Here is a 14,404-nt window from a genome sequence, read left to right as displayed (position 1 = left end):
CAAAAAGACTGTGGCGATCGCAGTCTTTCTATTTTGTTGACAAAAAAAACTTATCATTGTATTATTTAGTTAAATACTTAAATAACTAAATACTTAAAGGATTGAAAATTATGAAGGATGCTTTCAAAGCATTATCTGACCCAACTAGGCGAGAGATTTTAAATTTATTAAAAGAAAAAGATTTAACTGCTGGGGAGATTTCTGAGCATTTTAATATGTCTAAACCAAGTATTTCTCAGCATTTAAAACTATTAAAACAAGCAGAGCTTGTCTTTGACAATAAACAGGGGCAATTTGTTTATTACTCATTAAACACAACTGTTTTTCAAGAGCTAATCAGCTGGGCGATGCATTTTATTGAAAAAGGAGGACAAAAAAAATGAAAAAACAACTACTTCCTCTTACTTTATTTACACTAATTATTATGATGTGGGTAGTTGCTTACCCTCAACTACCCGATCAAGTGCCCATGCAATGGGGAATTGATGGGACTGTCAATTGGACTGCTCCTAAATTAATTGGGCTGCTAAGTCAAGTTGGACTTTATCTCTTTATGTATCTCACACTTGAATTTGCTCCACGGGTTGATCCAACAAAATCAAGTACGCAACAAAATTTAAAGGCGTATCAAGTTATTAAAGTGGCAACCTTATTGCTACTATTTATAGTAAATCTCTTTATTGTGTTAAAAGGAATGGGTCTTGCTTTAGATATTGAAATAATTGTTCCCATTATAGTTGGGCTACTATTTATTATTATTGGAAATTATACACAGTCTGTTAAACAAAATTATTTTATGGGCATTCGAACACCTTGGACACTGGCAAGTCAAACTGTATGGCGAAAGACACATCGCCTTGGCTCCCGTTTATTTATCATGACTGGCATGATTTTTATTCTATTACCACTTTTTGCAGACCAGATTTTGTTGCCCCTTATCCTGACAACGATCTTTTTGCTTGCGTTAGTCCCTACGATTTATTCTTATTATCTCTACCGAACTTATCAAGGAAAGGAGTGAAAACAATGTCAGTAGAAGTACTTGAAATGATTAAATTATTTATGCCCTTAATTATTCTACAGTTTATTTTAATGGTTGCAGCAATCATCGCTTTGTTTAAAACTGAGAAGACAAATGGACCTAGATGGCTCTGGTTGCTAATTATTTTATTTGTCAGTATGATCGGACCAGTCGCGTTCTTTATTATTGGAAGGAGACAAGAATAAATGCGGTTAAAAATTGATCAGTTATCTAAGACCTTTAATCAAACCCAGGCTGTTAAAGACGTCAGCTTTACCTTAGAAGCAGGGAATTGCTTCGCCTTACTTGGCCCCAATGGCGCTGGTAAGACAACAACATTAAGGATGCTATCAGGCCTACTTAAACCAACAAGTGGAACCATTGACTTTGAAGGCTTTACCGGACACGATATTCGAGAAAAAATTGGCTATCTCCCTCAATATCCGAGCTTTTATGGTTGGATGAGTGGGAAGGAATTTCTTGTTTACGTTGGTCAGCTTGCCGCGCTCTCAAAACAAGAATCAATTAAACGGGCAGATAGCTTGTTAGAGCTTGTCGGTATTACTAAAGCTAAGCATCGTCGGATTAGCAAATACTCAGGCGGCATGAAGCAACGTCTTGGCATTGCCCAGGCAATGATTCATCAGCCCTCGCTGATTATGCTCGACGAACCTGTCTCATCACTCGACCCAATTGGTAGACGTGAGGTACTCAATTTAATGGAAGCATTAAAAGAAAAGACAACTATCTTATTTTCCACTCATATTCTTAGTGATGCTGAGGAAATCAGTGATGGGCTCATCCTCATGCATGAGGGGCGTGTGCTCGAACAAGGTTTACTGACTGAGTTGCATGAAAAATATCAATCACAAAAAATTGAACTAAGCTTTAAAGCATTTAGTGAAAATCAACTGGCTGTGCTATCAGCCCTTCCGGGAATCCGCGAGGTCACACCTAGCCGAACGGGTCTTACCTGCTTTATTAACGACCCGATCTTAGCACGTCAGTCAATTCTAGCGAAAACAATTGAAGAGAATTGGCAGCTTAATCAATTCTCACTTGCTAAGATGACGTTAGAAGAAATGTTTATGGAGGTGATTGGTCAGTGAAGGTGCTAGCTACCGTTGTTAAGAAGGAACTACTTGAGTATCTACGTAACTTTAGTCTTATTTGGGTACCTACTGTCTTTATTCTGCTTGCCATAATGGACCCACTCACAACATATTACACACCTGTCATTTTAGATGCTGTTGGCGGTCTACCTGAAGGCACCGTCTTTGAATTTCCAGAGATTGTTGCTTCTGAAGCTTTTATGATGAGCTTTACACAGCTTAGTGCATTTGGCATTCTAATTGTTGTCTTACTGACAATGAATACCATTGCAGGAGAACGCAAATCAGGTGTCTCTGAGCTTATTCTAGTTAAACCGATTAAAGTAACAACTTACATAACCGGAAAATGGTTAGCAAAATTAATTCTTTTTCTCAGCTCCATCATTCTTGCTCTGTTAACGAGCTGTTACTATGTTAATATACTCTTCGGCCACATCTCAATCAGTGATTGGGCCTGGTCTGTCCTTTTCTATGGCACATGGATTATGTTCGTTATTTCCTTAACAGTGTTCTACAATACCACGTTCAAGGCACCTGGGGCAGTTGCTGGATCTGCTATTGGGACATTAATCGCTATGACCATTTTCAATACGATCTTTGCTCATCGTTTACCATGGTTTCCAAATAACCTAAGTAGCCATATTGCCCAGATGGTTGCTTCAGGAACAATCTCAACAGATTTATGGGCAACTGCAGGAATTATCGTTGGATTAAGTGGTTTATTGCTCATCGCTTCCTTTGCTGCTTTTTCAAAAAAAGAATGGCTTTAACAACAAAACGCGCATAGCTGTATGCGCGTTTTGTTGTGGTTAACATTAAGAACGATTAATTGGCAGTGTGCAACAACGAAATGAGCCGCCTGATTTTATAATTTCATTAAAAGGCACTTCAATCACATTAAAGCCTTGCGCTCTTAGATCCCGATTAACTCGCTTATTCTCGGGTAAGCTTACAATTCGTCGATTTCCTATTGCTAAGACATTTGTTCCTAAAGTAAATTGCTCTTGCTCGTCAACCGCAATACATGTGTATTGTTCTTGCAATGCTTGATATGCTGATTCGTCTAAGCCGTTTTTATAAATAAGCGCAATATTGGGTGCGATAATATTAAAGGTACAATCAAGATGAAGAATTTCAGGCTTTAATTGAATGGGAATAATATTATGGTTAGGTAAATCATTAGCTAGAGCGTTGATTGCTTTCATTGTTGTCCGTTTGCTAATACCGATCCAGACGGTATCACCATCAATGATTACATCGCCACCTTCAATAGAAGCAGCTTCGATTTCCTGAAAGGATATGCCTTCAGTAGCTAAAAACTGCTTTAAATAATCCGTTTCTGTGGCTCTAATCTCAGCGGCCATCTTTGCGATAAACACTTGACTGTCAATGGTAAAGCCAATATCTCTCGTAAAGACCTGTTCATTTAAAGCTGGCTGTGGCGGGAGTACATTTACTGTAACACCGTGAGCCCGCATTACGGAAACAAACTGACTATGTTGCGCCAGTGCAAGCTCCTGATTAATATTTTCTGCTTGATACTGCTTTTGTGTTTCATTAATTACTTTACCAATCCGCATAAAATCTGGGGATGAGACAATAACCTGCTTTAATGCATCATATTCTGTAGAACATACGACTTCTTTCCTTACAAGCATAAGCTGACCTCCCATTTTTTTCTTTGTAGCTTATTATAGCAGATCTTTACCCTTTTTATTATCGATATACGCCTATGTCTCATACTCGTATTAACAGAATTTTTTATAGATATTCATTTATCAAGCTCAAAGTTACATATAAAAACATAAATTAACTAATAATTCGAATAAATATACAAAAAAAAATCTTTGCTACGCGTTTCCGTTAGCCAATCCGGTCTTTTTCGCTTACGAATTAACGCAACGAAAAAAGCATGTAAGATACAACCCTTGCACTCTTACATGCTCATTTAAACTTATCCTTTTGAGACTACAATTTGACCATTATTAAAATCGACTTTAATTTTCTGGACATCTGACTCCTCTAAAATCAGATCTGTAATCCCGTCTTCAACAGTTTCCTGAATAACTCGTCTAAGCGGACGAGCCCCAAAGTGTGGATCATAGCCCTTCTCAGCTAGAAATTGCTTAGCCTGATCCGTTACGCTTAATTGATAGCTCTGGTCAGCCATTTTCGCCTCAAGCTCCTCAAGCATGAGATTAACAATCTCTATTAACGCTTCAGACTGTAAAGCGTTAAAGGTGATAATCGAGTCAAACCGATTTAAAAATTCAGGTTTAAAATAATCCTTTAAGTTTTCTAATGTGCTAACTGCTTCATTTTGGTCACTGGTAAAGCCAACATGATTAACCTTAATATGTGAGCCTGCATTACTTGTCATAATAATAACAGTATCTTTAAAACTAACCTTGCGACCATGACTATCTGTTAAATGACCATCCTCCATAATTTGCAAGAACATGTGCTGAACATCAGGGTGTGCTTTTTCAATTTCATCTAGTAAGATTAAGCTATACGGCTTACGACGAATTTTTTCCGTTAACTGCCCAGCTTCCTCATGACCAATATAGCCAGGAGGTGAGCCAATAATCTTAGACACAGAATGTTTTTCCATATATTCACTCATATCCAGTCTAATTAATGCATCCTTCGAGCCAAAGAGTTGTTCTGCTAGCACCTTCGTCAGCTCCGTTTTCCCTACACCTGTTGGACCAACAAATAAAAATGATCCGATCGGTCGCTGGGCTGATTTTAAACCAGCTCGACTTCTACGAATTGCCTTGGCTACTTTTTCAACGGCATGCTGTTGGCCAATTACTTTACCAGCAAGCTGCTCAGCTAAATGCTTCATTTTCGTTTGCTCAGCTGCTTGCATTTTCTTAACAGGTACACCTGTTTTCTCTTCAATAATTGTTTGAATATCCTCAACCGTCACCTCTGTTGACGGTGTCTGCTCTGCTTCAGCCAATTGTTTTTCGAGCTTTAGCTCCTGATGACGTAAGTTAGCTGCCTGCTCATAATCCTCTTGCTCAGCAGCTGCCTCTTTTTCTTTAGCAATATCTGCAAGCTTCTCTTGAATTGCAGTAGTATCCGCTTCGGCATGCTCTAAATTTAAGCGCGCACCTGCTTCGTCAATTAAATCTATTGCTTTATCAGGTAAGAAGCGGTCCTGGATATAGCGCTTTGATAATAGCACAGCTTGTTCAATAACTTCATCAGAATATGTCACATGGTGATAGGTCTGATAACGATCCTTAATCCCCTGTAATATCTGGATCGCTTCTCCACTTGACGGCTCATTCACAATAATCGGTTGGAAACGTCGCTCTAACGCAGCATCCTTTTCTATTTGACGGTACTCCTTCAAAGTCGTTGCACCAACGAGCTGCATCTCTCCTCTTGCTAGTGCGGGCTTAAGAATATTACCTGCATCCATTTGTGAACCTTCCGCAGTGCCAGCACCAACAAGTAAATGAATCTCATCAACGAATAAAATAACATTTTTTCTTGTTTGCAGTTCTTTTACCAATTGCTTCATCCGCTCTTCAAATTGACCGCGAATACCGGTATTGGCAACGAGAGAGGCGACATCAAGCATATAAACTTCTTTTTTGGCAAGCTTATGCGGCACCTTCCCTTCAACAATTCTGAGCGCAAGCCCTTCTGCAATCGCTGTTTTCCCTACACCGGGCTCACCAATTAATACTGGATTGTTTTTGTTGCGGCGATTTAACGTTTCAATGACACGCTTTACTTCATGATCACGACCGATAACCGGGTCAATTAAACCAGCTTTAGCTACGTCGGTTAAATTACGCCCGAGCTGATCAAGCAAGCCCCCTCGACCAGTGTTACCTTTTTGCTGTTTCGCTTGCTGTTGGTCCATATCCGCAGTAAAACCATTAAACGGGTCAGCTGACTGGCTGCCAAAAAGGCCTGAAGGGTTCATAGATTGCTGTCTTAGCTCAGTGAAGCACGTTTCACAAACGTGTAGATGTTCTGTATGTTGATTAATTCGAAGTGTGACGTTAACAGTTGCGGGACGATCTTGACATTTTTGACAATTCATTATTACGTTCCTCCTTTAATTCTGTAATGCTAGTTTGACCTTTCTTGACTATAGTATACTTTGACCTTTTTTGACTTTCAAGTATTTTGCTTTGTTTTAAAAAAAAATTAGGACTGGATTAAATGCACTTGCTTGAATATGGTATGATAAGAATAACTATGAGAAGGAGGCTGACAAGATGAAGTGTACGCTTTATACTCAAAAAAAGCAGGCAACACTTGTAATTTCAAAGTTAATTCTTTTCTATCAGTGCAAAATCATTTGTGCCAAAGGCAATACTGGGGCACAATACTATTTAATTTTTCATCGTGATCGTTATATTAATGCCATCAAAACTGACCACCTTAAGCCTGAGAGCTTTCTTTTTCGTGCCATTGAGCAGGGTATGACCATCCATCGGGCCCATCCAATCGTCTACGATTTACTTAAACAATCACCTTTTGCCTGGACCAGCGCACGTCAAGTTAAAAAAAAAACACATCGGCTTCAGCCTGATATGGAACAAGTGACCATCCTCTCTTACTTTGATCAGTATATTGCACCAAAAACAATTATTGAACTTTATCAGAACTGCTTTCGCTCATTCAAACGAGAAGGTCAGCTTCAAAAAGCATATCAAAGCTTAGTTCATTTAAATCGCTATCAGCCTAACCTTACCTTTTATCAAGATATGATTGCTGCAGTTGAATTCCAGAACTACCACACCGAGCAAAGTACTGATAGCGTTACAGACCCAATTGTCTTTGCCTTGACTATGAAAGAAAATGATTCTGCTCGCTTAACAAGTCAATTAAGCTCAAGTTGGAATACTGACGAATGGCACCAGCTTTGGCTACTACTGCAAAATTATCCAAGCCGTGTCATCTTTACTACCCTTGAACATATGCTACGTCAAAATGAAAGCTTAATTCAAGAACCCCCCTTCACAGAAGTCTTGCTTTCACAAGCAACAGCTAAACAGTTTTTTAATACGTTAAAAAAACAGTCACCATTTTCACATTTAATTAACTTTGACCTATTCAAACAGCAACTTGATGCGCTAACAGTTCAAAGAAAAATTAGTCTTCTTAAAAACAAACCAAACTACTTTATAAACTTAATTCAAAATTTTTCAATGCATGAGAAGGAACAATTGATAAAACCTATAGTAAATGTAGCATTACAGACTGAATCAATCCCTTTAGTAAAGCAATGGCTTCAGGATTTACCTTTTAATATTTCGCTAAAAGAACAGCTAGCCACAATGGAGAGGTTTGAACAGGACGAGCTCCATCAAAAAGAACTTGCTAACCTTTATATTGAATTTAATAATCCTCTCCATGCAATTGAATGCTTAAAGTGGTCATTAGCAATAGATACTGATGATTTATCGTGCTATAAGCAATTAATTGAATTACTACGCTCTACTAATCAGGAGCAAGAAGCAGACGTCTATCAAAATCAACTTATTCATTTAGCCAGGTTTAGAAGCTTATTCAGATAAGCCAAGAATGGAGCGATCACAGCATATGTCTAAGGTCAATAAGGATTATCATGCCATCATAGATATTGGCTCAAATACAATGAGACTTGTTATTTATCTTCAAGAACAAACTGGGCGATTTCGAAAGGTTGAAAACGTAAAAGCTGTTGCTAGGCTGAGAAACCATTTAGACACTGATAACCACTTAACAGAGCAAGGGCAAACCATTTTAATTAACACACTAACTGATTTCAAATCTGTGCTGAAGATTTACCCACTTACTCATTTTGCTTGTGTTGCTACCGCAACGATTAGACAAGCTGCTAATAACAAGCAGCTCGTTAAGCGAGTCAAAGATGAGTTTAATTGGACAATGAGGATTCTGTCTGAGGACGAAGAAGCTTACTATGGTTATTTAGCTGTTGTTAACTCCACCTCAATTCGGGAAGGTTTAACCATTGATATGGGTGGGGGGAGCACTGAGGTGACATACTTTAAAGATCGAAAATTGATTAATCAGCATAGCTTTCCATTTGGGACACTTACGTTAAGCAACTTATTAAACGATGATCGTTCTAACGAGGAGAACTTTAGAGTTATCAAGCAATTTGTTAATAAGCAATTCCAGACCTTAAGCTGGTTAAAGGATCGTCATGTGCCCTTAATTGCTATTGGCGGTAGTGCTCGAAACCTCGCCCAGATTGATCAAGAAGATAAAGCCTATCCAATGGCTAGTTTACATCAATATCAAATGACTGAAGCTGATATTGTTCGGATTAATGATCACCTGCAATCGCTGCCAGCCAAAAAACTTCAAAAGGTAGAAGGATTATCTAGAGACCGAGCTGATATTATTATCCCAGCAATCGAAACATTTCTCTCATTATATCGTTTTGCAAAGGCTGATGGCTTCATTTTAAGTCAAAAGGGTCTGAGAGAAGGTGTGAATTATCAATTGTTATTAGCTAATCAGCCTAATCATTTGTTTCCAAATGTTTTGACGGATAGTATTCAAGAGCTTATCAACGATTTTGACCTTAATATGAAACAAATTCACCATGTCCAGTCATTAACTCGAAAACTGTTTAATAAGCTAGTTAGCAAAAAAGTTAAGATGCTTAATAAAAAGGATTGGCAGTTACTTAAACAAGCAGCTAACGTCTACAACCTTGGCGATTATATTGATACAGAGTCTAGCGCACAACACACGTTCTATATTCTTGCAAATCGTTCAATTGATGGGCTTATGCATATTGATAAGCTTAAGCTGGCATTAGTATCCTCCTTTAAGAATAAGACTGTCTACAAACAGTTTACTAAGCCATATAAAAACTGGTTGACCAAAAAAGAACGAGAGAAGCTTCAATTGTTAGGAGCATTACTTAAATTCACCTATTGCTTAGATGCAACTAAGCGACAAATCATTAAAGATTTTGATTTAAAAATTAGTCGAAGAACAATAAAATTAACACTTTATTGCTCTGAAAATGCAAGTTCCGAAGCTTATCAAAGCGAAAAGCAAAAAAAACACATTGAACAAGCATTAGGGCGCAAAATCAATATGAGGTTTGTTAAACAACAGACAACCTAATTTAGCTAAAGGAGAGTTCGCTTTGTACAAATTGAACGGTGAAACTAATTTGGACAACCCTGCTTATTTCAATAATCGGGAAATTAGCTGGCTTCACTTCAATAAACGTGTGCTTGAAGAAGCAGTTGACTTTGCCAATCCTCTGCTTGAACGCTTACGCTTTATCGCAATATTTTCTTCAAATCTAGATGAGTTCTTTATGGTCCGTGTTGCCGCACTCAAAGATCAAGTACGTGTTGGCTTTAACCGCAAGGATAACAAATCAGGATTAACGCCATTACAACAATTGAAAGCAATTAACCAGCACATTCACAAACTTGCTAATGACCAGCAAAGCTATTATCAAGACCTACTAAAAGAGCTACAGGAGCACCAAATAAACATACTAACATTTAAAGATTTAGCTAAAGCTGACCATAAATGGTTAAGGGATTACTTTGATGAAATGGTATTTCCTGCCCTAACACCTTTGGCTATTGATGCCTATCGCCCTTTCCCATTGTTAGCAAATCGCTCACTAAATATTGCAGTTAAGCTATCAAAGTTAAATCATCCGATCAAGCTCGTAACAGCGATTGTTCAAGTTCCTGTTCTATTAAATCGCTTTATCCAACTTAAAGATCGCCATCACTATATTCTGCTAGAAGATGTAATTGTTCATTTTATCGATTCATTATTTAAAGGCTATCACGTTCAATCGACAACCCTATTTCGGATAACTCGGAATGCCGATCTGAATATCCATGAGGAAGGCGCACGTGATTTATTAAAAGAAATTGAGAAGGAGTTAAAAAAAAGGCGCTGGGGAGCAGCCGTAAGACTTGAAGTAATTGGAGATAATCATGATCTTAAACTGATGCATTTTTTGCAGCATGTTTTAGAAATAAATACTGATGATATTTATTTTCAAAATGGCCCACTTGACTATACTTTTCTATCTGATTTTTATGAACATTTGAGCGATAGCTTTGACACATTAGTTTATCAGAAACTTATTCCACAACCTGCACGCGAGCTTAACCCAATAACAAGTATTTTTGAACAAATTCTGAGTAGAGATATTCTTTTACATCATCCCTATGAGTCATTTGAGGTAGTCGTTGATTTTATTGGGGCCGCTGCACAGGACCCAAGTGTATTAGCGATCAAACAAACCCTTTATCGCGTAAGTGGTGATTCACCAATTGTAGCAAGCTTAAAAGCAGCGGCTGAGAACGGAAAACAAGTCACTGTTCTAGTTGAACTTAAGGCACGCTTTGATGAAGCCAACAATGTTCAATGGGCTAAGGAACTCGAAAAAGCTGGCTGTCACGTCATTTATGGCATGACAGGCTTAAAAACTCATAGTAAAATTACCTTAATTGTAAAGAAAGGCGCCAATAAAATTGAGCGTTACGTTCACATTGGGACAGGCAACTATAATGATCATACATCAAGATTTTACACCGATTTTTCCTTTTTTACCGCTAAACGGGCATTTGCGATTGATGCTACCCATTTTTTTAATTATGTAAGTGGCTATACAAAGAAACCAAATTATCATACCTTGTCAATGGCCCCTTTCTCAGTAAGAGATGACCTTGTCTCCTTGATTAATCAAGAAATCGCCTGTCATAAGACCTCTGGTACTGGTCATATTATTATGAAGATGAATGCCTTGACTGACAAAGCACTTATTCTAAAGCTTTATCAAGCATCACAAATGGGCGTCAAAATCGACTTAATTATTAGAGGGATATGTTGTTTAAAACCGGGAATTGCCGGGATCAGTGAACAGATTAAGGTCATTAGTATTGTTGGCCGCTTTCTCGAACATAGCAGGATTTACTATTTTCACCATGCAGGGCACGAAAAGTTTTACTTGTCGTCGGCTGACTTGATGACCCGCAATATGAGTAAGCGAATTGAGCTATTCTTTCCAATTCCAGACCAAGCTCATAAAAAGCGCATTAAAACAATTTTGCAGTTTTTTTTAGCTGATAACAGAAAGGCTCGGCAGTTAAATAGTGATGGCTTCTATCAATATGTCGAAAAGTCACAGGACACACCATTGTTTAATAGCCAAATCGAATTATTTGAGCTGGCTTATCAGGTTATGGATGATGAAGAGTAAGTTTAACAGACAACAAAACCGGGTTTATCTTAAACCCGGTTTTGTTGTCATATTGTAGAATACCTGTTAAAAACCCAAAACAGGTTTAGGCACAAGATTCTTTAGCACGAGATCGTCTATAGATTTAAAGGTGTAACCCTGTTCGCGCAAGCCTTTAATTAAGTGCACAATAGCCTTAGCATTATCTTCAGATACGGTATGCAATAGAATAACGGCACCAGGGTGCACCTGATCCATCACCTGCTGATAGGCTGATTCCCAGCCCTTGTTCTGATCACTATGCCAATCGACAAATGCCAGTGACCAGAACATATGAATATAACCTAGCTCATTGGCCCATTTTATCGTTTCCTCATTAAAGACCCCTCGTGGTGGCCTGACATATTGAAGCTTCTTAATCCCTGTCAAAGACTCAACAGCACGATCAAGATTTTCTAATTCTTCTTTAAATCCTTCTTTGGTCAAATTAGTGAAATCCGGATGCTGATCAGAGTGATTACCAATTATGTGTCCCTCATTAACCATTCGTTTAATTAAATCCGGCACGCTCCGCACATAATGACCGGTTACAAAAAAAGTTGCGGGGACATTTTCTTCCTTTAAAACATCTAGGATTCCCGCTGTATACCCTTCCTCGTAGCCATTATCAAAAGTAAAATAAACAACCTTTTCTTCCGAATCATCAATATAATAACCACCATATTGAGCCAAAATATCTCCATACTTCCCTACTTCTGGCGGCTCATTATTTGCTCCTTTTTTGTAGCCCCAGCCATAAGCATAACTTACCGATGGAATTAATGCGTTTACCATTAAACTCATCACTATGATCCCAATTATTTTTTTCATAACTCATCACCTCTTGCTTAGTTTGCAAAAAAAAGGAGAAAACTATGCAAGAGATGATCTCATATTTTGAAAACCTAGCGCAGTTTTTCTTCCATCTGTTCAAGTAATAATAGTAATGCATCGACATCGTCCACTGATGTTTGACTTGGATCTAATGCGTCGAGCTGATTAAGAAACAATTGCATTTGCTGCTTTAGGCTCTCTATTGTTGTGCGTTGATTCATTTTAATAATCTCCTTTTGTTAAACATTAGCCTCATCTATTTTACGAGAAACAGCTCACTCTGTCCACCAGCTATTTGTTCATGCTATACTAAAAGGGATTGCAACATCGTTAATAAGGTAAGGAGAGATAGAAATGGATTTATCCTGGGAGCGAACAATTGAAATACTTACACTCATTTTAGAAAACAATTTTACAAAAATTATCATTGGTGGTTTATTAATTCTTACTTTGGTTTTTATTCTACAAAGAATTGTTAAATCGTTATTAGCAAAAGCGACGCTAATCGATGGCAAGGAATCTGAAACGATAACCTCATTGGTCACTTCTATTATTAAGTATTTAGGTTCAATCGGCTTTATCTTATACAGCTTATCTGTCTTTGGCATTGAGGTTGGTAGCATGCTTGCCGGAGCAGGTGTCCTTGGGATCATTATTGGTTTTGGTGCCCAAAATTTGGTTCAGGATTTATTAGCTGGTCTATTTATTGTTTATGAAAAGCAGCTGCAAAAAGGCGATTTTGTGTCAATTAATAGTACTCATAACGGTACTGTTGAAGAAATCGGATTTCGTATGTTAAAGATTCGAGATTGGTCAGGTTCAATTATTTCAATTAATAATGGACAAGTTCAAACCGTTGAAAATTACAATAAAGATAAAATGCGCATTATTGAAACGATAACCACTAGCTTTTATGAAGATCCCAGCCGCGTAGAGCGCGTTTTACAAGAAGCCTGTCAGGAGCTAAATAGTAAGCTAGATACCTACCTAAAACGTGATCTCTCCGGTGATCCAGTCGAACCGTTTAGTTACATTGGGATGGCTTCACTAAATGAGCAGTTTAGAGGTTATAGCTATTTTATTACTGGATTATGTGAAGATCTTACCTTCTTTGCAACGAATCGGGAGGCAAGAGGGATCATCGCCAAGCATCTGTACCGAAATAACATTAAGATGCCTGAACAAACCATACAGTTAAGTGAGCATCAGACTAAGCACTAAAAAACAATGGAGCTATTCACGAATCATGAATAGCCCCATTATTACTTGTTACTTAAAATGAAAAGCAAGCCGATTTGGAATAGGTAACCAAACTGTGATCTCTTCATCAACGACATTTTTAATGGTTAAATCTTGCTTACGTCCATTCATCGTTAGAAAAACCTCTCCATAGGTGACCTGTCCAACTTCCTTAACCGCACCTGCATATGCTTCTAAGGTCTCACGTCCTGCATTGTTGTTTAATGCTAACACCTTTTCAGTATCCGCTCCAAAACTGGCTTCAAAGCTAACCGGAATTGAAAGACGCTCCATAACATTTTGCAAAACCATTTGTTGTATCTGTTCAGAACCAGGAATTTTCGATTGAATTCCCCCATTCACTTTAACTTCATCTGTTTGAAAATATTTAATACGTTCAGGACTAACATAATTCTCATTTACCTTCTGATAGGACCAGTTTATCCCTGTCTCTTTACTTTCATAATGAAGTGGCCATCTACCAAGATATACCTCACTTTTATAACCAAAAGCAAATTTAGAATTATTTACCTGTGTCTCATTAAGTTGTTCTATAAAAAAAGGGTTGCTAATTTGTTGCGCTTGCTTTTCTAGCATTGTTTTCGTTAATGACTTAGCCTCGCCAAACACTGCTTGTGCATGTTCTTGAACACGTGTATTTTCTTGTTCAATTGATTGCACATGTGCTGGTAATTGATCTGGATCGATCAGCAGTTCTTCTGAGACTGCAACAACTTGAATTGGAAAGCCAAAAAATAACAGAGGAACAAGTAATCGTTTCATAGAATTACTTCCTTTCTAAAGTTTTCTTCTATTATGCTCCTACTAAGTTATTTTATGTGTGCAAACAAGGTCAAAAAAAGAATGATTAATCAATTGATCAATCATTCTTTTCATTTAGTTTAGCAACTGAGATATATGAGACTTTAACAGCATCCGGTCAAG

14 protein-coding genes are annotated in these 14,404 nt (G+C 37.8%); 9 read left to right on the top strand and 5 right to left on the bottom strand.

What is annotated here, in order from left to right; genetic code table 11:
- Positions 1-110 precede the first annotated feature (110 nt).
- Genes BM000_RS12975 through BM000_RS12955 form a run of 5 tightly spaced genes read left to right on the top strand, consistent with a single transcriptional unit; the run spans position 111 to position 2,903 of the window.
- Complete coding sequence (locus BM000_RS12975; RefSeq protein WP_091499224.1) at positions 111-383, top strand: autorepressor SdpR family transcription factor; 273 nt, start codon at positions 111-113, stop codon at positions 381-383.
- On the top strand, positions 380-1,021 hold the full coding sequence (locus tag BM000_RS12970; protein ID WP_091499221.1) for an SdpI family protein: 642 nt from the start codon (positions 380-382) through the stop codon (positions 1,019-1,021). The genes BM000_RS12975 and BM000_RS12970 overlap by 4 nt, the downstream gene beginning before the upstream one ends.
- A 5-nt stretch (positions 1,022-1,026) precedes the next feature.
- Complete coding sequence (locus BM000_RS12965) at positions 1,027-1,227, top strand: PLD nuclease N-terminal domain-containing protein (RefSeq protein ID WP_091499219.1); 201 nt, start codon at positions 1,027-1,029, stop codon at positions 1,225-1,227.
- A complete protein-coding gene (locus BM000_RS12960; protein ID WP_091499214.1) occupies positions 1,228-2,130 on the top strand; it encodes an ABC transporter ATP-binding protein in 903 nt (300 codons plus the stop codon).
- Positions 2,127-2,903, top strand: coding sequence for an ABC transporter permease (locus tag BM000_RS12955; protein ID WP_091499212.1), 777 nt, complete (start codon positions 2,127-2,129; stop codon positions 2,901-2,903). Before BM000_RS12960 ends, BM000_RS12955 begins: the two co-directional genes overlap by 4 nt.
- 45 nt (positions 2,904-2,948) lie before the next feature.
- On the opposite strand, the gene BM000_RS12950 is transcribed toward BM000_RS12955, so the two are convergent.
- Positions 2,949-3,791 (bottom strand): dimethylarginine dimethylaminohydrolase family protein, encoded by an 843-nt coding sequence (locus BM000_RS12950; RefSeq protein WP_091499211.1) that lies wholly within the window; start codon positions 3,789-3,791, stop codon positions 2,949-2,951.
- 296 nt (positions 3,792-4,087) lie between these two features.
- Positions 4,088-6,202 carry an ATP-dependent Clp protease ATP-binding subunit gene (locus BM000_RS12945; protein ID WP_091499209.1) on the bottom strand — a complete coding sequence of 705 codons (2,115 nt, stop codon included), beginning with the start codon at positions 6,200-6,202 and terminating at the stop codon, positions 4,088-4,090.
- Between the two features lie 178 nt (positions 6,203-6,380).
- On the opposite strand from BM000_RS12945, the gene BM000_RS12940 reads away from it, so the two are divergent.
- The 3 genes from BM000_RS12940 to BM000_RS12930 are packed head-to-tail and all read left to right on the top strand — an operon-like array spanning position 6,381 to position 11,368.
- Positions 6,381-7,685 carry a hypothetical protein gene (locus tag BM000_RS12940; RefSeq protein WP_091499206.1) on the top strand — a complete coding sequence of 435 codons (1,305 nt, stop codon included), beginning with the start codon at positions 6,381-6,383 and terminating at the stop codon, positions 7,683-7,685.
- A gap of 25 nt (positions 7,686-7,710) precedes the next feature.
- Complete coding sequence (locus tag BM000_RS12935) at positions 7,711-9,255, top strand: Ppx/GppA family phosphatase (RefSeq protein ID WP_091499197.1); 1,545 nt, start codon at positions 7,711-7,713, stop codon at positions 9,253-9,255.
- A 22-nt stretch (positions 9,256-9,277) separates the two neighbouring features.
- Positions 9,278-11,368 (top strand): RNA degradosome polyphosphate kinase, encoded by a 2,091-nt coding sequence (locus BM000_RS12930; RefSeq protein WP_091499195.1) that lies wholly within the window; start codon positions 9,278-9,280, stop codon positions 11,366-11,368.
- Positions 11,369-11,434: 66 nt separating this feature from the next.
- On the opposite strand, the gene pdaA is transcribed toward BM000_RS12930, so the two are convergent.
- Both pdaA and BM000_RS16815 read right to left on the bottom strand, forming a co-directional pair.
- The gene (gene pdaA / locus BM000_RS12925; RefSeq protein WP_091499194.1) at positions 11,435-12,217 is read right to left on the bottom strand and encodes a delta-lactam-biosynthetic de-N-acetylase; all 783 of its coding nucleotides are present in this window, start codon (positions 12,215-12,217) and stop codon (positions 11,435-11,437) included.
- A 74-nt stretch (positions 12,218-12,291) separates the two neighbouring features.
- Positions 12,292-12,441 (bottom strand): SE1561 family protein, encoded by a 150-nt coding sequence (locus BM000_RS16815; RefSeq protein ID WP_177178302.1) that lies wholly within the window; start codon positions 12,439-12,441, stop codon positions 12,292-12,294.
- A gap of 133 nt (positions 12,442-12,574) precedes the next feature.
- Here BM000_RS16815 and BM000_RS12920 point away from each other — a divergent pair, with 133 nt between their 5' ends.
- Positions 12,575-13,441: a mechanosensitive ion channel family protein gene (locus tag BM000_RS12920; protein WP_091499192.1), complete on the top strand. Its 867-nt coding sequence runs from the start codon at positions 12,575-12,577 to the stop codon at positions 13,439-13,441.
- Positions 13,442-13,489: 48 nt separating this feature from the next.
- On the opposite strand, the gene BM000_RS12915 is transcribed toward BM000_RS12920, so the two are convergent.
- A complete protein-coding gene (locus tag BM000_RS12915; protein WP_091499191.1) occupies positions 13,490-14,242 on the bottom strand; it encodes a YfkD family protein in 753 nt (250 codons plus the stop codon).
- Between the last annotated feature and the right edge of the window lie 162 nt (positions 14,243-14,404).

It is taken from the genome of Amphibacillus marinus, from assembly GCF_900110345.1.
In the GTDB taxonomy this organism is placed as follows: domain Bacteria; phylum Bacillota; class Bacilli; order Bacillales; family Amphibacillaceae; genus Amphibacillus_D; species Amphibacillus_D marinus.
This window is presented reverse-complemented; position numbering and strand designations above follow the sequence as displayed.

Coding starts and splice junctions, on each gene's coding strand:
- BM000_RS12975 (WP_091499224.1), top strand. CDS start 111: ATGAAGGATGCTTTCAAAGCATTATCTGACCCAACTAGGCGAGAGATT.
- BM000_RS12970 (WP_091499221.1), top strand. CDS start 380: ATGAAAAAACAACTACTTCCTCTTACTTTATTTACACTAATTATTATG.
- BM000_RS12965 (WP_091499219.1), top strand. CDS start 1,027: ATGTCAGTAGAAGTACTTGAAATGATTAAATTATTTATGCCCTTAATT.
- BM000_RS12960 (WP_091499214.1), top strand. CDS start 1,228: ATGCGGTTAAAAATTGATCAGTTATCTAAGACCTTTAATCAAACCCAG.
- BM000_RS12950 (WP_091499211.1), bottom strand. CDS start 3,791: ATGCTTGTAAGGAAAGAAGTCGTATGTTCTACAGAATATGATGCATTA.
- BM000_RS12945 (WP_091499209.1), bottom strand. CDS start 6,202: ATGAATTGTCAAAAATGTCAAGATCGTCCCGCAACTGTTAACGTCACA.
- BM000_RS12940 (WP_091499206.1), top strand. CDS start 6,381: ATGAAGTGTACGCTTTATACTCAAAAAAAGCAGGCAACACTTGTAATT.
- BM000_RS12935 (WP_091499197.1), top strand. CDS start 7,711: ATGTCTAAGGTCAATAAGGATTATCATGCCATCATAGATATTGGCTCA.
- pdaA (WP_091499194.1), bottom strand. CDS start 12,217: ATGAAAAAAATAATTGGGATCATAGTGATGAGTTTAATGGTAAACGCA.
- BM000_RS16815 (WP_177178302.1), bottom strand. CDS start 12,441: ATGAATCAACGCACAACAATAGAGAGCCTAAAGCAGCAAATGCAATTG.
- BM000_RS12920 (WP_091499192.1), top strand. CDS start 12,575: ATGGATTTATCCTGGGAGCGAACAATTGAAATACTTACACTCATTTTA.
- BM000_RS12915 (WP_091499191.1), bottom strand. CDS start 14,242: ATGAAACGATTACTTGTTCCTCTGTTATTTTTTGGCTTTCCAATTCAA.